18 protein-coding genes are annotated in these 20,463 nt (G+C 56.1%); 5 read left to right on the top strand and 13 right to left on the bottom strand.

From position 1 onward, the window contains the following. Positions 1–95: 95 nt before the first annotated feature. From BLU64_RS13075 to BLU64_RS13040, 8 genes are read right to left on the bottom strand one after another with little or no spacing between them, the layout of a single operon-like run. A complete protein-coding gene (locus BLU64_RS13075; protein ID WP_026741854.1) occupies positions 96–1,616 on the bottom strand; it encodes an AMP-binding protein in 1,521 nt (506 codons plus the stop codon). Beyond that, positions 1,570–3,096: an AMP-binding protein gene (locus tag BLU64_RS13070; protein ID WP_026741855.1), complete on the bottom strand. Its 1,527-nt coding sequence runs from the start codon at positions 3,094–3,096 to the stop codon at positions 1,570–1,572. The genes BLU64_RS13075 and BLU64_RS13070 overlap by 47 nt, the downstream gene beginning before the upstream one ends. Next, a complete protein-coding gene (locus BLU64_RS13065) occupies positions 3,096–3,359 on the bottom strand; it encodes an acyl carrier protein (protein ID WP_026741856.1) in 264 nt (87 codons plus the stop codon). The genes BLU64_RS13070 and BLU64_RS13065 overlap by 1 nt, the downstream gene beginning before the upstream one ends. Beyond that, positions 3,346–4,902 (bottom strand): class I adenylate-forming enzyme family protein, encoded by a 1,557-nt coding sequence (locus tag BLU64_RS13060; RefSeq protein WP_051625446.1) that lies wholly within the window; start codon positions 4,900–4,902, stop codon positions 3,346–3,348. The genes BLU64_RS13065 and BLU64_RS13060 overlap by 14 nt, the downstream gene beginning before the upstream one ends. Then, positions 4,899–5,864 carry a beta-ketoacyl-[acyl-carrier-protein] synthase family protein gene (locus BLU64_RS13055; RefSeq protein WP_026741858.1) on the bottom strand — a complete coding sequence of 322 codons (966 nt, stop codon included), beginning with the start codon at positions 5,862–5,864 and terminating at the stop codon, positions 4,899–4,901. Before BLU64_RS13055 ends, BLU64_RS13060 begins: the two co-directional genes overlap by 4 nt. After that, on the bottom strand, positions 5,861–6,706 hold the full coding sequence (locus BLU64_RS13050) for a hypothetical protein (RefSeq protein ID WP_074728959.1): 846 nt from the start codon (positions 6,704–6,706) through the stop codon (positions 5,861–5,863). The genes BLU64_RS13055 and BLU64_RS13050 overlap by 4 nt, the downstream gene beginning before the upstream one ends. Before the next feature lie 2 nt (positions 6,707–6,708). Then, positions 6,709–8,037: a type III PLP-dependent enzyme domain-containing protein gene (locus BLU64_RS13045; protein WP_074728957.1), complete on the bottom strand. Its 1,329-nt coding sequence runs from the start codon at positions 8,035–8,037 to the stop codon at positions 6,709–6,711. Then, entirely contained in the window at positions 8,024–8,323 is a 300-nt protein-coding gene (locus tag BLU64_RS13040; protein WP_036152478.1) for a hypothetical protein, read from the bottom strand. Before BLU64_RS13040 ends, BLU64_RS13045 begins: the two co-directional genes overlap by 14 nt. Positions 8,324–8,580: 257 nt before the next feature. Here BLU64_RS13040 and BLU64_RS13035 point away from each other — a divergent pair, with 257 nt between their 5' ends. Genes BLU64_RS13035 through BLU64_RS13015 form a run of 5 tightly spaced genes read left to right on the top strand, consistent with a single transcriptional unit; the run spans position 8,581 to position 12,741 of the window. Continuing rightward, positions 8,581–9,531 carry a beta-ketoacyl-[acyl-carrier-protein] synthase family protein gene (locus tag BLU64_RS13035; protein ID WP_026741861.1) on the top strand — a complete coding sequence of 317 codons (951 nt, stop codon included), beginning with the start codon at positions 8,581–8,583 and terminating at the stop codon, positions 9,529–9,531. After that, on the top strand, positions 9,509–9,763 hold the full coding sequence (locus BLU64_RS13030) for an acyl carrier protein (RefSeq protein WP_074728955.1): 255 nt from the start codon (positions 9,509–9,511) through the stop codon (positions 9,761–9,763). The genes BLU64_RS13035 and BLU64_RS13030 overlap by 23 nt, the downstream gene beginning before the upstream one ends. Then, complete coding sequence (locus BLU64_RS13025; RefSeq protein ID WP_051625447.1) at positions 9,760–10,449, top strand: acyl-CoA dehydrogenase family protein; 690 nt, start codon at positions 9,760–9,762, stop codon at positions 10,447–10,449. The genes BLU64_RS13030 and BLU64_RS13025 overlap by 4 nt, the downstream gene beginning before the upstream one ends. Next, positions 10,431–11,783, top strand: coding sequence for an MATE family efflux transporter (locus BLU64_RS13020; protein WP_036152479.1), 1,353 nt, complete (start codon positions 10,431–10,433; stop codon positions 11,781–11,783). Before BLU64_RS13025 ends, BLU64_RS13020 begins: the two co-directional genes overlap by 19 nt. Then, a complete protein-coding gene (locus tag BLU64_RS13015; protein ID WP_026741864.1) occupies positions 11,773–12,741 on the top strand; it encodes an alpha/beta fold hydrolase in 969 nt (322 codons plus the stop codon). The genes BLU64_RS13020 and BLU64_RS13015 overlap by 11 nt, the downstream gene beginning before the upstream one ends. 129 nt (positions 12,742–12,870) lie before the next feature. Here BLU64_RS13015 and BLU64_RS13010 read toward each other — a convergent pair whose 3' ends face one another. Genes BLU64_RS13010 through BLU64_RS12990 form a run of 5 tightly spaced genes read right to left on the bottom strand, consistent with a single transcriptional unit; the run spans position 12,871 to position 20,048 of the window. Next, positions 12,871–14,181, bottom strand: coding sequence for a sensor histidine kinase (locus tag BLU64_RS13010; protein WP_074728953.1), 1,311 nt, complete (start codon positions 14,179–14,181; stop codon positions 12,871–12,873). 5 nt (positions 14,182–14,186) lie between these two features. Continuing rightward, the gene (locus BLU64_RS13005; protein ID WP_074728951.1) at positions 14,187–15,605 is read right to left on the bottom strand and encodes a sigma-54-dependent transcriptional regulator; all 1,419 of its coding nucleotides are present in this window, start codon (positions 15,603–15,605) and stop codon (positions 14,187–14,189) included. Between the two features lie 25 nt (positions 15,606–15,630). Continuing rightward, positions 15,631–18,063: an ADOP family duplicated permease gene (locus BLU64_RS13000; protein WP_074728949.1), complete on the bottom strand. Its 2,433-nt coding sequence runs from the start codon at positions 18,061–18,063 to the stop codon at positions 15,631–15,633. Between the two features lie 10 nt (positions 18,064–18,073). Next, entirely contained in the window at positions 18,074–18,781 is a 708-nt protein-coding gene (locus BLU64_RS12995; RefSeq protein ID WP_026741867.1) for an ABC transporter ATP-binding protein, read from the bottom strand. A gap of 13 nt (positions 18,782–18,794) precedes the next feature. Then, the gene (locus BLU64_RS12990) at positions 18,795–20,048 is read right to left on the bottom strand and encodes an efflux RND transporter periplasmic adaptor subunit (RefSeq protein WP_074728947.1); all 1,254 of its coding nucleotides are present in this window, start codon (positions 20,046–20,048) and stop codon (positions 18,795–18,797) included. Positions 20,049–20,463 lie beyond the last annotated feature (415 nt).

Genomic DNA, 20,463 nt, shown 5'->3' with positions numbered 1-20,463 from the left:
TTCAGACGGCCTGCTCATCACCCTGAGACGTGACAGAATAGAGTGATTAATCACGTTTTTTTTTACCCGGCTTGCAATGAACGCGTGTGCTGATGCTATTTGAGCGCGGCGGTGACGCGGTGCAACAACGCCTGGCGATCAATTTTTCCGTTTTGATTCAGAGGAAATTCGGAAATAAAGCGAATGCTCGTGGGGACCATATAGTGGGGCAACTGATGGGATAAATGGACCCGAAATTCATGTTCGCCGTTGTCGATGTGAGGATGGAGCTGGACGAATAAGAGTACGTCGGCCAACTTATGCTCCTGATAGACAGGCAGCGTCGTCGCCATGACCGTATGGACGAAACGGCACGCCGCGGCATCGATTTCCTGCAAATCGATGCGGTTGCCATGCCACTTGACCTGCGAGTCGAGCCGCCCCTTGATAAACAGATGGCCCTGCGCATCCAGCCACCCCAGATCGCCGGTGCGATAGAACGGGACGCCGTGACGTGAGCCGAAGGCGACATGGTTAGGGTGAGACTCCGGCAGATAGCCCAGCCCGACCTGATCGCCGTAAATAACGACTTCCCCGATGTCGTTTTCCGGCAGCGCGTTGTGATGCCTGTCTTCAATGGCGACGCGCAGCGTGCCGCAAGGCTGGCCCAGCGGGAGCAGGCCCGCCTCCTGCTCGGTTGTGTTGTCTATCGGATGGAGGTGAGTCAGACAGGTCGTCTCCGTCGGGCCGTAGGCATGTAAGATTCTGAGGGATGGGAAGCGGACCAACAGGCGATCGATCAGGTGCGGAGAGACGTATTCACCCCCGACCATCACGGTCCGAAAATGCGGTAACGTCTCCGCGTTAAAACGCGGATCCTTGCACATGATGTCCAAAAAACTCGGGGTAGAAAACCCGCTCGACAGGATGACGTCCGGCTCGGAGACCATCAGGTTGAGGTTCAGACGAGGCAGCGCGTTATATTCATGCGGCAGCATGATGAGCGGCCGACCCAAGGCAAAACAGGTGAAGAAATCCAGCAGCCCCATATCGAACGACAGCCGGGCATGATTGAGATGCCCTTCCTCCTCCGCGCCCGCCTCACGCAGCACGCGATGATACCAGCCAAAAAATGCGCCGAAATGATCGCAACCGATCTGCACGCCTTTGGGCTGCCCGGTGCTGCCGGAAGTGGAAAGGACATAAAAGAGCGGATTGTCGCATGAAGGCCGAGTGTAGCCGCCGGTGAGGGCGCCGTCCGGCAGGGCGGGCAGGCATAGGCAGGGAAATGGCTCAGGGGCCGTCGGCGCGGTATTCGGATGTTCGCGCCCGTCCAGAATCAGCTCAATGCCATAGAGGGCGGCGATACGTTCCATACGCAGCGGCGGGTTGACGCTATCGACGACGGTAAACGGAATGCCGGACCAGGCGCAGGCCAGCAGCGCCGCCGCCGTGTCGCGCTCCTTATGACCGTAAATGAGCGCGCGTTTCGGTTGAATGCGCGCCAACTCACGGCAGATAGCGCCGACCCGCGAGGCGATATCGGCATAACGCCAGCTTCCCTGTGCATTGACGATGGCAATCCGGCGGTTACTGATAAGCTGCCGGCCGATCATCCGCATCATGGATGTAAACATAATATTTCCCTTTTGACTGAGCCGCAGCGCTAACCGCGTGTCGATCCAGCTTGCTGTTGAAATTCAGGCAAGGTTCGCTGATGGCGTACCAGCGCCTGGGGATCATCCAGGGCGGCATGCGCGTCGCCATCGCGTTTCCCAGCCGCGCAAAGTCCGTGTCGTCACCCTCGTCACTGAGCACAAACGCGCAGATCCCTTGTAGATAGCCGTGTCGGCGCCAGGTCTCGACGAACGCTTCGCGCACGCCGGGCAGACTCAGGAGCACCTGTTCAATGTCGTTGAGATCGATGCGATAGCCTTGCAGTTTGATCTCGCGGTCGCTTCGGCCCTGAAAATAGAAAATATCGTCCCTGATGACGCCACGATCGCCGGTCCGGTAGGCTTTTTCGCCCCGGTCATTCACGAAGAAGCGGGCCTGCTGTTCCGGCGTCGCGTTCAAATAACCCGACCCTACCGCTTTGCCGCTGATGATCAGCTCCCCGATAGCGTCTCCGGGCGGCGACAGCGTGATGCGGGTTCCGGGGCGAACGCCGCCGAGCGGCAGCGGTCTTTCATCCTCGACATGGCGGGGGTGGATATCGATGGCGGTCACGGCGACGGTGCATTCGGTCGGACCGTAGGTATTGGTGATGCGCGCGCCGGGAAAGCGTTGCCACAGGGCGTTGACCAGCGCTTTCGTTAACACCTCGCCGCAGAAAATAAACTGCCTGAGCGCCGGGAGCGCGTCGGCATTGAACTGCCGGTCGTTGAGATAACACCGCGTGAGGCTCGGGGTCGAGACCCAACAGGTCGTTCCCGCCTCCGCGTGGCGTTGGATCGCCAGACGGGTGTTGAATAAATGCTGGTGGTCGAGGATGACCAGCGGCTTCAGAAATAGCCAGGAGAGCCATAGCTCGTAGAGCGACACGTCGAAGCAGTAGCGGATATTGCCGCTGACCGCGCCGTCCAGCGGGAACTCGTGGTGTAACCAGCGGGTCAAGTCGGCGACATTGGCATAGCTCACGCCAATGCCTTTGGGGTGTCCCGTCGTGCCCGATGAAAACAGGATGTACATGTTCTGGTCCGCCTCGACCGTGTTGACGACGCGGGAGAGGTCCGGCGGCGCAGCCAGATAGCCTGCGTCGCGCACCGGGAGCTGCCGACAGGTCGCGGGATTGGCTCGTTGAGTGGTATTGAGCAGGAGAGACGCCTGCGCACTATGCTGGATCTGCTGGATCCGCGCGTCGCAGTTGTCGGCCTCTGTCGGGATAAAGGTTCTGCCCGCCAGAATACAGGCCCACATCGCCGTCAGATAGCCGAAGTCCTTGTGACCATAGATGAGGACGGGCGCGTCCCCCTGCGCGCGCAGCGTGACGGCCAGCCGCATAGCGCTGCGGTAGAGCGCATCGAACGTCATACGACGCTCGCCCAGCATGGCCGCCGGCAGCTTGCAGCCGCTGAATCGGGCGAAGATCGCCAGCAGGGCCGATTGACCTTCCATCAGGCCGATGCCGCAGAAGAGACGCGGGTGGCGATGTAGTCCGCAATGGAGCCGATGGACTCAAAATGCTGTATGTCCAGCGTCGCGGGATCCAAATGCAGCGAATCAATCGCGTCTTCCAGATACATGATCAGCTCAATGTACAACCCACTGTCAAAGCCCAAATCCCGCTCTATCTGGGTGTTCCGATGCAGCTCTGAGGTATCGTCGATTTCCATCACCAGCGCGATAGCGGCGATGACCTGAGATTCATAGTTCGGCATGTTTCTCTCCTGAAAGACCGGCCGTGGGGGATGAGGGGTGGCTGAGCGCGCATAACCGCAGGCGATCGATTTTGTGGTTGCTGTTTTTGGGCAAGGCGTCGCAAAAAAGGAAGCGATGGGGGACCAGATAATGCTCCATTCTGGCTTGACACCAGTCGCGCAGCGCGCGGGGTTCTATCGCCTGCGCGGTTTCAATCCACGCGACGATTTCGTCACCGTAAACGGCATGCGGGATGCCGACGACGGCCACCTGAGTGACGTGCGGATGGGTGGAAATGATGCCCTCGACCTCTCGCGGGGCGACCTTCTCGCCGCAGGCATTCAACACGTCATCCATCCGGCTGATGAAATAGAGAAAGCCGTCCTCGTCAAGGCGACAGAGGTCGCCCGTATACAACACGCTCTCGCCGGGGAATCGCCCCGGCCGTAATTTTTCGGCCGTTTTTTGCGGGTTGTTCCAGTAGCCACGCATTACGGTTTCGCCGCGAATCACCAGCTCGCCGGTCGCGTTGCGGCGGTGCGCGGCCCCGGCGTCATCCACCACCCACAGTTCCGTCCCCGGGATCGCCTTGCCCACGCTCAGCGTTCTGGCGCTGAGTTCTCGTGGGTCCAGCCAGGTGCAGCGATGGCATTCGGTCAGGCCGTACATGGAAAAGAGGCGCGCCTGCGGAAATGCCGTCGTCAGCGTGGCGATATCGTTCGCATGTAGCGCCGCCGACGTGCTGGTCACCGTTTTGACCGAGGTGAAGTCGAAACGCCGCCCCAAACGCGCGATCAGGCTGACCATTGTCGGCACCAGCGGAAAGACGGTCGCGCCTTGTTGGACTAAACGGTTGAGCGCGAACAGCGGTCGGCTGAAGTTTTTTTCGATGATGACCGTCGCGCCGGTCAGTGCCGCCATCGTGATTTGATGCAGGCCATAGTCGAAGCTGAGCGGCAAGGCGCAGTAAATGCGATCGCGCGCGTCCAGCTGCAAATAGTGAGCGACGGACTGCGAGGCGGCGATCATGTTGCGCTGGGTGAGCATGACGCCCTTGGGATGCCCCGTGGAGCCGGAGGTATAAATCAGGCTGGCCAGATCGAGGCTTAACGGTGGCGGCAGCGTGCACGCGTACGCGGCGCGGGCGATCTCCGCGAACGCGGCGTCCCCCGCGACCAGCCGCTGTGGGCGCCCCTTCATCAGGGGTGCCGCGCGGAGGGCTTCTTCCTCACGCTCCGCATCGACGATCATCAGGCTGGCCGCGCAGTCGTCGGCGATCCATGCCAGTTTTTCCGCTTTGGTTTCGGGATGGAGCGGCACATAGACGGCGCCGCAGCGCTGCGTCGCCCAAAAGCAGGCGACCAGATCGATGCTGTTGCTCATCAGCACGATCACCCGATCGCCGCGGGAAAGCGCGTGATGCTGCATCCAGCCCGCGATCTGTTCCGCCCGCTGATGTAATGCGGCGAAGGTTATGGCGGCGCGTTCGTCGATGAGCGCCACGTTGTCTGGATCCTGCTGACGGCGATCGTCCAGATATTGAATAAGAGCCTGAACATTCATCTCGGTGATCGATCCTCTTTACGATGAAATACCCGTGCGCCAAAGCTGCCGGCGACGCCTGCCGCCACCGCCAGAAAGTAGCCCGAGCGAGGGACGGAAGGGGAGAAACAGCATTCGTGCAGGTTGATAAAACCATCGCCGCAAAAACAGTGGCCCAGTCGGTAGAGATGGGTGCGGAAAACCCGAGAGCGCGGCACATTCAGCTGGTCGGCGATGCGATCGAAGGTGATCGGGCTCATGTGATAGGGCAGGATGGCGTCCAGCCGATCGGCGCCGATCCCGGCGTCGGCCAGCGCCCGATGGATCGCGCGCATCATCGTCGGCATAAAATCATGGTCGTAACGATTTTCGAGCGATGCACTGCTTTGATAAGTTCGGCTGCCGATGCCGCCGATCATCGCCTGCCCGACGCCTTGCACCGTACAGCCCGGCTGCGTGTCATCATCCGTCAACAGGAGTGCGGTACAGCCCTCGCCAAAGATCCCGTTTTGATTGGCGTATTGAACCGTTTGATGGAAACACTTTTCTCCCGTCAACAGGACCGCATACTGCGGGCCGTCTTCCGCCTCGCCCGGTAACAAGTGCGTCAGCAGCGAAAGCGCGTTAAACGACGAGGCGCAGGAGTTTTGCGTCGCGGACAGCACTTCCGTCTGTGCGGGCAGGAGAGTGGCCGCCATTTTTCTCAGACCGTCGGCGCCAAAGGGAAACGTAGCGTTCAGCGAGTGCGCATAGGCCAGATAGCGTATCCGACTGCGCTTGTCGGGATGCCGGGAGAGCAGCTTTTCAAGACAGCCTTTCAACAACTGCGGCAACGGCTCCTCGGGGAATAGACAGGCCGACTCCAGCTTTAGAAAGCGGGAGAAGATCTTGTGGTTGCGCTCACCCCACTGATAACGCGCCTGAAGCGCATTCAAGGGCGTGAGATCCGGGTTGATGACGGTCGCGACATCAATGATGTTCATGCCGTTTCCCTCCTAGCCAGGTAAATCATGGGGGGCGTTTCGCCATCGGCGGTGGAGAGCAGCGCCGTCGGCCCATCGAGGCTCGCTTGCAGGTACTCCGCCAAGGCATAAAACGGGGCCGCGCTCAGGCGCGACGGGTCGGGCGTGAGGGTTGAGATCACCGCCTCCGGCGGAAATCCGAGCGGCGGCGTGCCAATCACCACAACCGGTTCTTGTGGGGCGTTGGCCGGGGCCGCGCACTTTGGCTTCTCCGTGTTCGCCCCTGCATAGGGCGATAGCGCCACGCGTCCCTCGCCGGGCTGTCGGTCGAGCCACAGCGCCGCGCCGCTGGCTCTGACGGTTTCCTGACTGAAGCAGGCGGTGGGATGGAGCAGCAGCGGCTGGTCGAGACTCACCAGCAGGGCTTTCCCCTGATGGGGAGGAAGGTAACGGTCGATGAGCGACAGCGCCTGAAACGGCGCGGTTAACCCGCAATCGCTGACGGCAAAGGCGTAGGCGTGGCGAGCCTCTATACGATGCAGAATAGCGTTGGTGACCGATCCGCCCATCACACAATCCGGGGTCCAGTGGGCGACGACGACCACATCGACCGCTCTCAGGTCGTGGTACGTCGCCAACTGCGCGATCAAGTGCGACGCTATTTGCTCAAAGCTCACTCTGACCGGAGCCTGCAACCAGGTCTGCGCTTCCGTCATTGCGCCGTGCGCTTTCCCATTTGAGGCGTAGAAGCCTTTCAGCCAGTCGGTCACGATGTCGGGCGCATCGGCAACCGCATCGCGCCTAAGGTGAACGCGATCGGCATGAAAACACTGAATGCCGTGTCGATCGAAATACAAAGGCATGGCTACGCTCGCTGCTTCGCGCGTATCGGGGACAGCGAGACGGGTTCGGCCTGCTGCTGACGCAGCAGATGAGCCATGTCGTCAGGTCGTCGGATCATGACGGCGCGATCGCCATCGACCAACACTTCGGCGGGGTAGCCAAAACTCAGAAAATAGACGGGAGACGCGGTGGGACCGTACGCGCCCGAATTGAACAAACCGATAAGATCCCCCGCTGCAAGCGTAGGCAACAGCATATTTTCGCCGATGATGTCGGTGGGCGTGCACAAAGGGCCGGTCAGATCATAATGCTGTTGCGGTGCGCCCGGTGATTCCGCCCCGAGCCGCTCCGTGCGAAAGTTCCTTCGGATGACCGCGCCCAAACCGGCGGCGGCGCCATGACAGTTCGAGCCGCCGTCGCAGATGGCAAAGTGTTTGCCCCGCGACGATTTGACGTAGCGGACGCGGGTCATAAACACGCCGCTGCGGGCGACGATGAATCGCCCTAACTCCATGATCAGCCGGGCGCGCGGATGACGTTGCTGAAACTGCCTGATGGGGTCCTGCAACAATCGGCCCAGCAAGGCGAGGTCCAGCGGCGTCTCTTTGTCGTGATAGGCGATCCCCAGCCCGCCGCCGATATCGACAAACTCCAGTTCATTGCCGGTTGCCAGCTGGAATTTTTCGGCGGTGCGCAGGATGTTGAGGGTGTTGCGGGCGATCGCTTCCGCGTCCAGAATCCGCGTGCCCAAATAGATATGAATGCCGCAAAAATGCAGGTGAGAGTAGGCGTCTCGCTGCGCTATCAGGCTGAGTGCCTGCGACTCATCCATACCGAACTGCCGCGGTTTGCCCGTCATGACGAGACGCGCTTTGGCGGGAACGAAGTCCGGGTTGATGCGCAGTGCAAAACGCGGGCGCTTGTCCTGTTCAGCGGCAATCCGATCGAGCATCGCCAGTTCATCTGCGGACTCCACGACCACCGCGTGAATGCCGAGTTCGACGCTCCGCCGGAGGTCCTCATACGATTTCGCCGGTCCGACGAAGATAATGTCGTCGGGCTGAACGCCCGCCATCAGGGCGGTTTCCAGTTCAGGAAGCGAACAAACTTCACAACCTACCTGCTGTTGATGCAGTAGGCGCACTATTGACAGGTTGGGGTTGGCTTTGAGCGAAAAGAACACATGAAGCTCGGGCGGCAGGGCGGCTTTGAGTTGTTGCAGGTCGTCCTTTATTTGACCGGCGCTATAAATATAACAGGGCGTGCCTACGGCATCGGCGAGGTTATTATATTCGACCCCTTCAATATTAATTTTATTAATGTATTTACTGTCGTATTTAGAGTGGCGCATGTTGAATGCTCTCTGCCAGGTAATGGCTCAATGCATTAATGTTTAAAAAATTACCAAAAAATTCATTATCCATTCGCTCAAAAAGATCGATATTCTTTCCCGTGATTTTCTCAATGCGGTCATTGAGTCCGGCAATAAGCTCAACTAATTTGACGGAATCTAGGACGCCTGAAAAACCATATAATTCTTGTCCGGACAGGACCAGGTTAATTCGGTGCTCATCCAGACCCAGACTCTCAAGCTCACTGGTTATGATGGTTATTAATTCATTAATGATGTCAGCCATCGCTTCTCCCTGAAGAATAAAAGTATTCTATATTTTAATACTGCTATTTAGGCAGAAGACTACGCCGTCACTTTTGTGTGAATTTGACTGAAATTGTCATTGAATGAAAGGGGTGAAATTATTTTCGGGCAATCTCAGTCAAAATTTTTCTATAAAAGATGATACTTTCGCCATCACTAATCTAATAGTCTTTCCCGCGAAGAAGACTATTTTTGCAGAGCTGTTTATCGGCTGGAATTAAACAAGGATGATGATGGATGACGCTCTACATAAAGGATATTCAATGTAGCAATATGCGTTATCAGCAATGCTGCAATCTGGGTGATCTTGGCGAGACTCATCAACTTAAAGCTAAGGATATCATCATGTTAAATCGGGTCTTCTCGCTCGATGGTGTGGTGATGAATAGGCTTTGCCATCAGCAAATGCATTTAGAAACGATGGTTTCATTATTGGAGAAATATCCAGATCTGCGTCACCGTGGCGGAATGATTATTTATACCAAAACACAAACCCATAATACCTTTTTCGATGATAACTGGCTGAGTGAAATTGCCGTTGAATGCGGTCTCTCGCACTGGCGGTATTTTACGCTCAGCATGAATCATTGTGCATCAGGCCTGAGCGCCGTTAATCTGGCATGTCATATGGACGATAATGGTTATCAATTTCCTGTTATTATTTTGAGCGGGGAAAAAAGCTTCAGTGCGTCGTTTAATCGCATGCCGGTGGGATTGCTGGGCGAAATGTCGACAGCCTGCTTATTAAGTCAGGAAGAGGGCGATTGGGAAATTAGAGATACAAAAATAGAACATATCCATCGCTTTTATAAAAACCAAGACGAGATGACGCAACAGGAGCGGAGTGAGTTACGCACCCTATTTTTTGAGGAGTTAAATCGTTTTTTAGCGCGTTTTTCCGACGCGAATAAGGAACCCGATATTGTTATCCCTTATAACCTGAATATTCCTTTGTTAAAAAGAGTGGCGCAAGCGCGAGGATGGACGTCGGTTATCGACCTTTCTCAGATCCCCCGCATCGGTCATCTGTGGTGCTCAGATATATTTCACCATCTTTCTCTCATAAAAAATGAACCTTCCCATCAAACGGTGATGGCCTTTTCCGCCGGAATGGGAATCACTTTATCCGCTATTAGTCTCGTCAAATCTCATCAAGGTCATATAAATGGAAACTTTAAGCGTTATTAAGCAAGCCCTTCAGGACGTTCTCGAAACGCCATCGCTGGCGGTGACGGAAGCGACGCGTTTCGAAGACGATCTGGATTTGGATTCCGTTAACTTCGTCCAATTCCTGTTGACGCTAGAGGACAGCATCGAGGGGCTGATGTTCGACCCCGATCACATCAGTCAGCACTCTTTTTCCAGCGTAGGCTCGCTGGTCGAGTGGCTGGACGCCTGGCAGGGCGCGCAGTCGGTATGATGGCGTTAAGCGCGGAAAAACTTACCCAGGCTGCATCCTATGGCCGTCGCCTTGACCCTGTTGATGCGTTGTTCCATTTCACCGGGCTGGTGACGGGAACGCCCGGGGGATTGACCTGTCACGGAATAGGGCTTCTGCCCGGAGACGCATCTGCACGTCTCTATGATCCTGATGGGGCAGATATTCCGCTCAATGATTGCACGGAACTGCCCGCCGACCGCGTTTTGTCGTTTATGCATCTCCGCAAGGTCGCCGTCACAGGGTCTCGCCCTGCGCCTCACTGGCTTTCTCTGATGACCGCCGCGCTGCGGCTGGGCGTGGTCGCCCGCATGCTGGATATCTCCTACGCGCATTTGAATCAACGTATCAGCTTTGGTCAGAAAACGACGCGGCATCCGCTGATCAAGGCCAGCTTCGCCAGCATCTACGGAGAGATCACTCAGCTACAGGAACAATTGAATGTACGTGTGGAGCAGGCGGACTTTGAGGATCTGGAGCAAGAGCATCTCGCGATCACCCAGCTCGGCGGGCAGGCCGAAAAATTGATGGGGGGACACGGTTACCTGCTCGGCAACACCCATACCCTCAGTCATTTTTCCATGATGGTGTACTGCGTGTTCGGCAAAACCGGCTCGGCGCACTCCACGGTCAATCAGGTGAATGAAGCATGGCAAAGCCTTGGTTAATCCGCGCTGCGGCTTATGCGCCCGGTGGAGAGATCCGTCAGATCCTTACTTTGGCGTGGCCGATGATCCTGACGGCCGTGGTGGTCTCCTTGTCGCAGAATGGACCGATCTGGATCCTGGGTACGCAGAGCGGAGGGCAGCGGGCGCTGTATACGTTGTCCATGCTTCAGCCTTTCTACTTCATCTTCATTGCGTTGTTGGAAGGGCTGACGATCACGAATCAGATTTTCAGCGCTCGCTCGGTATCGCACTGGGCGCCTGGCCGGGTGCTGCACAGCAGCGCGATTTTTTCGGTCGTCGGCGGCCTGCTGCTTGTCGTGCTGGCGACGGGGAGCCGCTTAGGCGACGCCGGGTTGCAGGTGATTTATCCGAACGATGAGCCGGCGCTGTTCTCCCATTTTCTTCCCGCTTATCTGCTTTCGGTGATCCCCCTATTGGTGCTGGAGCTGTGTAACGCCGGCCTGAGGGGGCAGGGGAAAACCGCTGTCAGTATGCTGTGCGTCTGTCTCTTTATCGTCATCAATCTGACCGTCTGTTTTGTCAGCCTGCATTGTTACCAGAACGGCTTCATGGCGGTCATCTACGCCAACCTGATTGCCGCCCTTGCCGTATTACCGTTTTCGGCGTGGTGGTTGTTTAACACGGTGACGGGAAAAACGGACCCGCAGCCGCAGGCGTTCTTGCCCAGGCTGCTGGCGATGACTGCCGACGCCGGCGTGCCCATTTTCCTGACCATGCTGTTCGCGTTTGCCAGTTCCGCCGTGCTGTTTCCGCTGCTCAGTCAGCTTGGCGCGGCCTATGCCAGCGGGTTCCTCATTGTGGTGAAGCTACGCGCCTTTTTTATTATTCCGGCGGTAGCGCTGGGGTCGGCCATCGCGATTGGGATCAATCAACGGCTATCCACCGACTCCCCGCAGCAGCTCAATCGGTGGCTGGGTCAGGGGCTGGGGGGCATTGCGCTGACGTATATCGGTCTGACGGCGGCTGCGTATCTCGCCCAAACCGGCATGGTGAATATGATGTCCGTTGACAGCGAGGTGCGCGTAAGCGCCCATGCGATCATGCGTTGGCTGCTGCCGACGTTTTTCATCACTTCGCTGATTGCCAGTATCCAGACGATGCTTGAACAGCTCGGCAGGGGAAAGCGGGTGTTGCTGATTACGTTCATCATGGAAAGCCTGATGGCGGCTATTGTGCTGTATGTAGCGACGCAACCTGGGGCGCTGGTGGGGTTGATGAAGAGTATCTTGATTTTTAATGTCTTGTATTTATTGGTTTTTACGTATGAGTACGGGAAGTTGTGCCACGGGATAGGTCAGCAACATGCTCTATGATTTTTTTCTGCCTGCGCTGAAGATAACGGCGATGTTGCACCGTCGTTATCATGTTTTTCTGGTCCGTCGTCGGCGGCGGCCCGCGCTGTTGCTCAAAAATCCGATCGTTCCTGAAAACCACTACGCGCCGACCTGCCGCCGACTACGCTGGCTGGACTTGCAGCTGCTGCGCTGGCTTGCGCCCGGCAAAGCGGCCGCTTACGCCCTGGACCTGTTCGAGCATCCCCACCGGATGCCCTGCAAGAAAACCGATGCGCGGTGGCTGAGTTCGCTGCGACGGGAGGTGGTGATCTGGGCCGGGCGGCGCGTCGTTGTGTACAGTTCCGGGGCGTCTTCTCCGGCCCGACGGGTTTTACTGATCCACGGTTGGGAAGCGCGGGCCGTCATGTTGCGTCCGCTTATCGAGTCGCTCACGCAGGCCGGATATGAAGTGATTGCCCCGGATTTGCCCGCTCACGGGGAGTCCGAGGGGGAGCGCTGTGCTTTCAGCGATCTGGTGAACGTCATACGTCTGCTGGGCGATCGATACGGCGTCTTTTGCGCGGCGTTAGGCCATTCGTTTGGCGGTACGGCGTTGCTGCATGCCGCCACGCAGCGGTTGCACTGCCGACGGCTTGTCATCCTTAGTAGCCCGGAGTCTCTGCCCTGTGTGTTTGACGCTTACATCGCTTTTCATCGGGTGCCGGCGGCGCTTACCGAGCGGATAAAAAAGGTGTATCTCGAACGCTATGGCCATCATCCGGACACCATTTCCTATGCGAGCTGGCCCCAGATCGCCGTTCCCACGCTGGTGTGCCACGACCAGGATGACCGCAATATCGCGTTGACGCAGGCCTTTCATTTGCTGAGCGCGACAGCGGCAGGTCAACTTTATATGACTCAGCGCCGCGGACATCGCGGGATTGTCCGGGATCGGCAGTTAATTCAACGCGTGGCCGAGTTTATTCAGACTTCGTGAGCGCATCAGAAAACAGCATTGAGCGTTTTGAACCAAGACGCAGGCGGTAGTGATGGCTTCATCGTCTCATCGCCAGCTCGATAGGTTGTTGCGTAGCAGGGGAGATCGCCACACCTGTGTCTTAAAGACTTACTCCGTCGGGAATTTGATGGTGACCTTACAGCCCGGTCGATCTTCCCGATTTGTCAGGCTGAAATAACCGCCGTGGGATTCCACAATCTGGCGCGAGAGCATCAACCCAATGCCGCTGCCATTCTTCTTCACGCTATAAAACGGCACGAAAATATTTTCCGTGTTGCCGATGCCACAGCCTTCATCAAGGATCTTGAGGCAGAACTCGTTGTCAATGACTCTCCAGCTCAGATAAATGGCGCCTTCGGGAGAGGACATCGCCTCATCGGCGTTTTTCAGGATGTTGATCAACATCTGTTCTATCTGAACGGCATCGATACTAACGACGACATCTTCACTGAAAATGATGTGCGTTTGGCGATGTTCGAATAAGGTGAGAATTTTTCTGATGAGTGAATCGATATTATGCGGCGCTTTCTGGGGAAGGGGGAGCGATGTGAGCTTCCGGTAGCTGTCCACAAAGCTTTTCAGATTCAAGGCCCGCTCATTAATGATATCCAGGCCATCGCGTAAATCCTGATTTTCCTCCTTGCCGTCGTCAGGCACGGCCGACAATAACATCTGGCTCAGCGAGGCGATGGGCGTCAGCGTATTGTTGATTTCATGGCTCATGACGCGCAGCAGGTTACGCCATGCGCGATACTCTTCCTCACGAAGAAGCTGGCTCACATCCGTGATGAACAATAGTTGCTGCTTCTTCCCATCTTCGAAATATTTTTCCAGGATGATTTTGTAGCGGCCTCGGCGCTTAGGAAACTGGTACTCGACCACGCTATTGGCCGGCAGTTCGAAGAGCGAGCGGAATGACAGCTCGTTCAGCGCGAGGCCCTTGAGCGCTTTTGCCGGCTGGCCGAGCAAGGAGACGGCAGTTTCGTTCACAAACGCGATTTCCTGATCGCTGTTCAGCGCCACGATGGCCACGTCGATATTGTTGAGTACCTTCCTTACCAGGTACTGCTGCTGTTTGACGTGCAGACGCTGCTTTTGCATCGAGGAAGCGAGCTTGTTGATCATATCAATCAGGCCATTCAGCTCACTGTCGGTTTTCTGGCGCTTTCCTCTCAGGCTGAAGTCGTTATGCGTGATGGCCTCGATCAGATTGGTCAGCGTCGTCAGCTGAAAATTCAGCACCTGCCGGGTCATTAGCGAACAATAGCCGATGAGCGTCAGACAAATCAGCGCCACCAGGGCGATCAGGTATCCGGAGTAATCGTTCCAGATCATCAGCACGATAATCGTCAGCGACGAAGGAAGCGAGGCGATGATCAGCAGCCGTTGCTGTAATGACTCCAGTGAGTGCCGGAACATAGAATTCAGCCAGTTCTTTTAAGACGACGATAAAAGGCGCTGCGGCTCAGCCCCAAGGACTCGGCCGCTTCGGAAGCATTGCCGTTGTAAACCGCGAGGCGTTTTTGCAGGGTCTCCTGCTCGATATCCTCCAGCGTCAGTAAGTCGCCCTGCTGAGCGCCCGGCGTTTCAGCCTGCGCGCTTTCCCCCGCTTTTGGCGACGCTCTTTCCGGGTCGGCAGGCAGCGCCAGCCGGAGGAGATGCGGGTCCAGCACGTGATTATTGCTGAGTAACACCGTGCGCTCCAGCGTGTGATTCAGCTCTCGAATATTGCCCGGCCAGGCGTAGTTTTGCAGGCTTTGCATCGCCTCGTCGGTGATACTGAAGGTGGGTTTGCGGTAGCGCTCCGTGAGGGTTTTCAACTCCCGTTTGACCAGGTCGGGGATATCCTCTTTCCGTTCACGCAACGCCGGAATGCGCACTTCGAACGTGTTGAGACGATAGTAGAGATCTTTGCGGAACTCGCCGGCCTCGATCATCGTCGCAAGATCGGCATTGGTCGCCGAGATCACCCGAACATCGGCCGACTGGGTTTTACTTGCGCCGACTTTCTCGAACTGGCGCTCTTCCAACATCCGCAGCAGTTTCGCCTGCTGGTTGATGGGCACATTGCCGACTTCATCGAGGAACAAGGTGCCGCCATCCGCCAGTTCGAAGCGGCCGATACGCTGCGTTTTGGCATCGGTAAACGCGCCTTTGACGTGACCGAACATTTCGCTTTCGAACAGGCTGTCAGGAATACAGCCCATATTGACGGAGACGAAGCTGGCGTCGCTGCGGGTAGAGTGCTGATGAATGTAGTTGGCCAGCATGCTTTTGCCCGTTCCGTTTTCACCGGTGAGCAGGATGCTGGCGTTGCTCGGGATGACCTGCTGCAAAATCGCCATCACCTGCTTCATCGCCGGAGACTGCGCCACCAGTTCACCTTGTAAACAGGGGTGGAGCTGCTGTTGCAGCAGGACGTTTTGTTGTTGCAAGGAGCGCTGCTTTTTCAGGACTTCCACGAGTTGCAGCTGCACGTTCAGCGCCTGAATCAAACGCTCGTTGTCCCAGGGTTTTTGTATGAAATCGGCGGCCCCTTTCTTCATCGCTTCCACGGCGATATCGATCGACCCCCAGCCGGTCATAACGATAATCGGCATATCCGGCTCAAGCCGTTTGATCTCCGCGATAAGCTCCAGGCCCTCGTTGCCTGAGGTGGTATCACGTTGATAATTAAGGTCAAGTAACGCGATATCGGGCTTGCCTTCCCGGACTTGCATGAGCGCCTCATCCATCTGGGTGGCGGTGATGACATCGAACTGATGCAGCTTCAGCATCAGTTTTAATGTCTTGATGATGCTGATGTCATCATCCGCCACCAGTACCTTGTAACTCGACTTCATGAGGCCCTCACTCTTTCCTGCTTCGTTATTGATGTCTCAGCGCATCGATAGGCTGTATCTGGATAGCCCGTCTTGCCGGCACCAGCGTAGCTACGGTGACGACGGCGGCAATCAACAAGGCCATAGCGACAAACAGCGCCGTCAATGCTATGCCCTGACTGCCGAAGATGCGCAATATCATCGGCGTGACGACGCCGATCACCGGCAGGCTAATCACGAGTCCTATCGCCAGTTGCCACCATCCCTGGATTAAAATTAACGAGATGATATTGGCAGGCGTTGCGCCCAACGCGCGCCGTGTCCCTAATTCGGCATAGCGTTGATGTATCGTCTTCGCCATTACCCCATAGATACCGCTGCCGGCAAGCAATACCGCCATAATGCCAAACAGGTTGAATAATATAGATATGTAACTCAAGCCGACAGTATTTCTTCCCACCACTTCCTGTAGCGTTTTCTCCTGATAGGCCGGAAGCTGGCTATCAATTCGGCTGAGGCTGGACTGGATTGTATGGCTGAGGTCTTCGTGATTCATCCCTTTGACGATAATCGACATCTGATCTTGCGGCGCTTGCAGCATCGAACGGTAGGCCGTGGGCATGCCTTTGCTGTGTCCGAAAGGCCGGCCCTGAATGATATGGGGAATGACGCCAACCAGGGTATACCAGTCTCGATCGTCGCCCTCGACCCAGCGAATTTTCTTGCCGATCGGCATCGACTCCCCAGGCAGGTAGCGATCGATGAACGAACGGGTAACGACAACGACTTTCTGCGAGCGGTTGTCATCATGCAGATTCAGTAAACGACCGAGCTGGGCGTTGACGCCGAGGGCTTCCAGCGTGCCGGGATAGGCAATCACATCGTTTACGCGCGGATACTGATTGCGGTTAGAACGCAGATAGCTGGCTCCTTCGATTTCGACATTGCTCGTCGGTGTGAATTCACCGGGCAAGCGGCTGATTAGCCCGGCCTGTTCTACCGCCGGTTGGGCGTTCAGTTCAGCGACGATGCGGTTGTCGAAATTATAGCTGTCCAGCGCGGTGGGATAGGTTCTGTCCGGCAGGCTGACTTTGGCCGACCAGACGTTCTGTTGTTGCACGCCGTAGTCGATTTTAGACGCCTGCGCGACTACCAGTGAAAGCAGCGCGCCGATACACAGCACCGCGCAGGAGAGGGCGACTTCAAAAATCACCAGGGCGCGACTGATACGACTACTGCTGCGGCTTTGCGCCCCGCGGGTGCCATCGCGCAGTACGTCGTTAACGTTGCTGTGGACCATTTTCCAGGCGGGCAGCGCGCCGGTCATCAGGCTGGCCAGCGCAACCAGAGCAAGCGTTTTCATCACCGTGGCGGCATCGATGCCGAGGTGCCACCAAAAGGGCGGTTGGTCCGGAACCACTCTGACGATCAGTGTATTGGTGAGAGACAGTCCCCAGCCGGCCAGCAATAGCCCAATCACGCCTCCCATGCAGCAGATGATCGCGCTTTCCCACATCATTTGCAGGACCACGCGCAGGGGAGGCGCGCCATGCGCGATGCGAATTGCGGTTTCTTTGCTGCGCTCAATGGCGCGGACCAACAGCATATTGCCGACATTACAGCAGGCCAGAAGCAGGACGAGTCCCACCGCCAGCAGCATGATCAGGAAGATAGGTTTTGAATCTTCCCCCATGAAACTGTCCATGAAGGTGATGACGAAGGCTGAGCGGCCGCGATTGATCTCCGGGAACTGCTGGGCTCTCGCGTCCATGATATTTTTCAGTTCGGCGTCGACGTCTTCCGCTGAAAAACCGGGTTTAATCTTGCCGAAGGTCTGAATCGACGGCGCATTCTCAACGGTAATGTGCCGTGGATTCAGCGTCGAAGGCAGCCAAATCTGGTTATTCATCGGGAAGGCGAACCCTTCGGGCATGACGCCGATGATCCGGGTACTGATGCCGTTCACCATGAAGGATCGGTTCAGGATGTCCTGACGTCCGCCAAAATAGTTCTGCCACATCTCATGGCTGATGACGGCGACGGGATTGGCGCCTTCCCCGGTGTCCTGCTGATTATAAATGCGCCCCAGTTCGGGCTGCACGCCCGTGAAGCTAAAGAGATCGGGCTCTGAGCGAATGGCGATATAGCGCGACGCTTGTCCATCCAGGCTGATGTTGGCGACGTCGCCATAATAGTAGCCGAGCTGCTCCAGACGCTGGCTTTTCGCCTTCAGATCCATAAAGTCCATGTAGCTGATAGGGGAGTCGCCTAACCGGACGCCATTAATGCTTGGGCTGACGACGACCATCCGTTCCGCATCGTGAAAAGGCAGCGGTTTGAGCACTAGCCCGTTGATGACCGAATACATGTATATGCACATACCCAGACCGATCGCCATAATCAGCATGGTAAACACGGAAAAACCGGGGCGCTTCAGCAGGAGACGGCATGCATAGCGCAAATCAAAAATCATCGACATCGGTTTCTCCTTAAACCACGCGTGCGAGGTGCTTCAGCTGGTGGTCGTCAATCACCATACCGTCAAAAATTTCTATTTGTCGCAAGGCGCGGGCCGCTGAACGAGGGTCATGGGTCACGATGCAAATGGTGGAACCGGTTTGATGAAGCTGATCGAACAACGACATCACGGCGTCGGCATTGCGTGAATCCAGGTTGCCGGTAGGTTCATCCGCCAACAGCAGGGAAGGGTTGCCGACAATGGCGCGCGCGACCGCGACGCGCTGCTGCTGTCCGCCCGAAAGCTGGGAAGGGTAGTGTCTGCCCCGGTGTTTCATGTCCACCTTTTCCAGCGCGGCATCCGCCATGGCTTTCATTTGCTTGTTGCTGATGCCCTTGCGGTAGGTGAGCGGCAGCATGACGTTTTCATCAACGGTAAGATCGCTGATCAGGTTAAAGGACTGGAAGACGAAGCCTATCTCAAGATTACGAATTTCCGCCTGCTGTTTAGCGTTCAGGGTATTGACGTTATGACCGTTGATCACATATTCGCCCTCTGTTGCCTTGTCCAGTAATCCGAGGATAGACAGGAGCGTGGATTTTCCACATCCCGAGGGGCCGGAAATAGAAACGTAATCCCCTTGGTTGATAGTGAAACTCACATCACTCAGAGCATGGGTTTCCATTTCCTCAGTAAAAAACACTTTTTTGATGTTTTTAAGCTCGACAACTGCTGACATACAAGAATCCTTTTTAGCGAGTGATGCTGATTTGGTCGACGTGTTCCCAGGGTTGATAGCTCGATAAGATAATGTGATCCGTGGCTACCAGCCCTGATGAGATCGCAATTTCATTGGCCGATCCCATCCCAAAATTCACGGGTACTTTTACCGCACTTTTACCGTCCGCCGCGAGCTTATATACGATCCCAGGGGTATTGCTCTGGGCGTACATAGGCCGCGGCGCGTAAATGACATTTTTCAGGTTCGCTACCTGCACGCGACCTTCGATGCTCAAATCCGGTCGAGCTTCATTCGGCAGCGGTTCCGTGAACTCGACGTCAACCTGCACCGTGCCATTGATGACGGCGGGATCGATTCGGGAAACTCTGCCGTGGATCTGATTGGTGTGAGTATTGATCAGCACGGATTGGTCGATCGCAACGTCTCGGATCTGGCGCTCAGGCACTTTTAATTCGGCAATGAGCTGATCCTTACGCGCGACGCGAGCGAGGCTAAATCCATTGGTGATGTGTTGTCCCACTTCAATATTGGTGACCTGAATAATACCGGCTTCGCTCGCTTTTACCGTCAAAGAGCGTATCTGCGTTTCCGCTCTGGCCAACATATTTTTCAGTTTACTGAGTCGCGCGTCGTCCGCTTCTCTATTTTCCTTCTGCACGATCGCCAGCTTTTCAAGCTGCTCTTTGGTGTACATCAGGCTTTGCTTGGTTTGCTCGGTGGCGAGCTTTGAGCGGTGCAGGACCAGAAGGGGAACTGAGCCGTCGTTACGCTTATTCAGCATTTCCGCGACATCATATTCGAGTTTGGCGTGACGGTACTCCTGTTCGGCTTTGACGATGGCGATCTTGGCGGCCAGATAAGCGCTTTCCTGTTGGCCTCGCAGCGCCTTATTTTCGGCCTCTTTCGCCCCCAGCTCCCAACGCAGTTCTTCCGTGGTTTGAATCAGCTCCGGATTGACTAATACGGCGATGATGTCTCCTGGCTCTACGGCAGCGCCGGGTTTAACCTTCACGGATTCGACGATGCCGTCGATATTGGAGGCTATCCAGGTCGCATTGCGCGGAGCAAGAATGCCATTGCCCTGAACCTCGATGACCATGTCGCCCTGTTTAACCTGACCAATTAAAATATTGGAGGCCCTGACTTCGAAGCCTCCTGGGTCAAAGCTGATCAATAAATACCCGGCAATGAGCACGAACAACGCGCTCCCTGCGATTAAAAAGGGTTTGAGACGCCCCTTCTTTATTGTTCTTTTAATATCCATCTCGACATACTCGTTCCATTAAACTCGGGCTGATAAAGCATGTTTTATGCCAACTGTTAACCATATGATTAGTCTATTCTTTTATTTTATTGTTTTTTAATAATTCTCACTTTTGGGATTAAGGTAGCGCTTCAAGTTAAAAATGGGACAGTGAGATAGGTGATTGAAAAATGGGATTAAGTTTATGAGTGGTTAAAAAGTCGCCGTCAAGCGGACCATCGACATCCCCTCGTTGTTTGCTTCTGGCCTGATCAAGGGGGATCGCGATGTCGTCAGGCGCGCAATATTCAGCGTCGTCCGTTTCAGAAGGGGGCGTCAGGAAACGATCGGTGTGGGTAGTCGCTCTGCCGTCGCTGAGTTCGGCGCGCGGCGAGCGAGCACGAAGATGCCTTCACCCCATCGCGGAATGAAGGCG

The sequence above is a fragment of the Lonsdalea quercina genome (assembly GCF_900107885.1).
GTDB lineage: Bacteria > Pseudomonadota > Gammaproteobacteria > Enterobacterales > Enterobacteriaceae > Lonsdalea > Lonsdalea quercina.
The sequence above is the reverse complement of the archived record's forward strand: the minus strand, read 5'-3'. Positions and strand labels throughout refer to the sequence as shown.

Excerpts from the sequence above, each read along its gene's own strand:
- BLU64_RS13075 (WP_026741854.1), bottom strand. The coding sequence starts at position 1,616 with ATGTTTACATCCATGATGCGGATGATCGGCCGGCAGCTTATCAGTAAC.
- BLU64_RS13070 (WP_026741855.1), bottom strand. The coding sequence starts at position 3,096 with ATGGAAGGTCAATCGGCCCTGCTGGCGATCTTCGCCCGATTCAGCGGC.
- BLU64_RS13065 (WP_026741856.1), bottom strand. The coding sequence starts at position 3,359 with ATGCCGAACTATGAATCTCAGGTCATCGCCGCTATCGCGCTGGTGATG.
- BLU64_RS13060 (WP_051625446.1), bottom strand. The coding sequence starts at position 4,902 with ATGAATGTTCAGGCTCTTATTCAATATCTGGACGATCGCCGTCAGCAG.
- BLU64_RS13055 (WP_026741858.1), bottom strand. The coding sequence starts at position 5,864 with ATGAACATCATTGATGTCGCGACCGTCATCAACCCGGATCTCACGCCC.
- BLU64_RS13050 (WP_074728959.1), bottom strand. The coding sequence starts at position 6,706 with ATGCCTTTGTATTTCGATCGACACGGCATTCAGTGTTTTCATGCCGAT.
- BLU64_RS13045 (WP_074728957.1), bottom strand. The coding sequence starts at position 8,037 with ATGCGCCACTCTAAATACGACAGTAAATACATTAATAAAATTAATATT.
- BLU64_RS13040 (WP_036152478.1), bottom strand. The coding sequence starts at position 8,323 with ATGGCTGACATCATTAATGAATTAATAACCATCATAACCAGTGAGCTT.
- BLU64_RS13035 (WP_026741861.1), top strand. The coding sequence starts at position 8,581 with ATGACGCTCTACATAAAGGATATTCAATGTAGCAATATGCGTTATCAG.
- BLU64_RS13030 (WP_074728955.1), top strand. The coding sequence starts at position 9,509 with ATGGAAACTTTAAGCGTTATTAAGCAAGCCCTTCAGGACGTTCTCGAA.
- BLU64_RS13025 (WP_051625447.1), top strand. The coding sequence starts at position 9,760 with ATGATGGCGTTAAGCGCGGAAAAACTTACCCAGGCTGCATCCTATGGC.
- BLU64_RS13020 (WP_036152479.1), top strand. The coding sequence starts at position 10,431 with ATGGCAAAGCCTTGGTTAATCCGCGCTGCGGCTTATGCGCCCGGTGGA.
- BLU64_RS13015 (WP_026741864.1), top strand. The coding sequence starts at position 11,773 with ATGCTCTATGATTTTTTTCTGCCTGCGCTGAAGATAACGGCGATGTTG.
- BLU64_RS13010 (WP_074728953.1), bottom strand. The coding sequence starts at position 14,181 with ATGTTCCGGCACTCACTGGAGTCATTACAGCAACGGCTGCTGATCATC.
- BLU64_RS13005 (WP_074728951.1), bottom strand. The coding sequence starts at position 15,605 with ATGAAGTCGAGTTACAAGGTACTGGTGGCGGATGATGACATCAGCATC.
- BLU64_RS13000 (WP_074728949.1), bottom strand. The coding sequence starts at position 18,063 with ATGTCGATGATTTTTGATTTGCGCTATGCATGCCGTCTCCTGCTGAAG.
- BLU64_RS12995 (WP_026741867.1), bottom strand. The coding sequence starts at position 18,781 with ATGTCAGCAGTTGTCGAGCTTAAAAACATCAAAAAAGTGTTTTTTACT.
- BLU64_RS12990 (WP_074728947.1), bottom strand. The coding sequence starts at position 20,048 with ATGGATATTAAAAGAACAATAAAGAAGGGGCGTCTCAAACCCTTTTTA.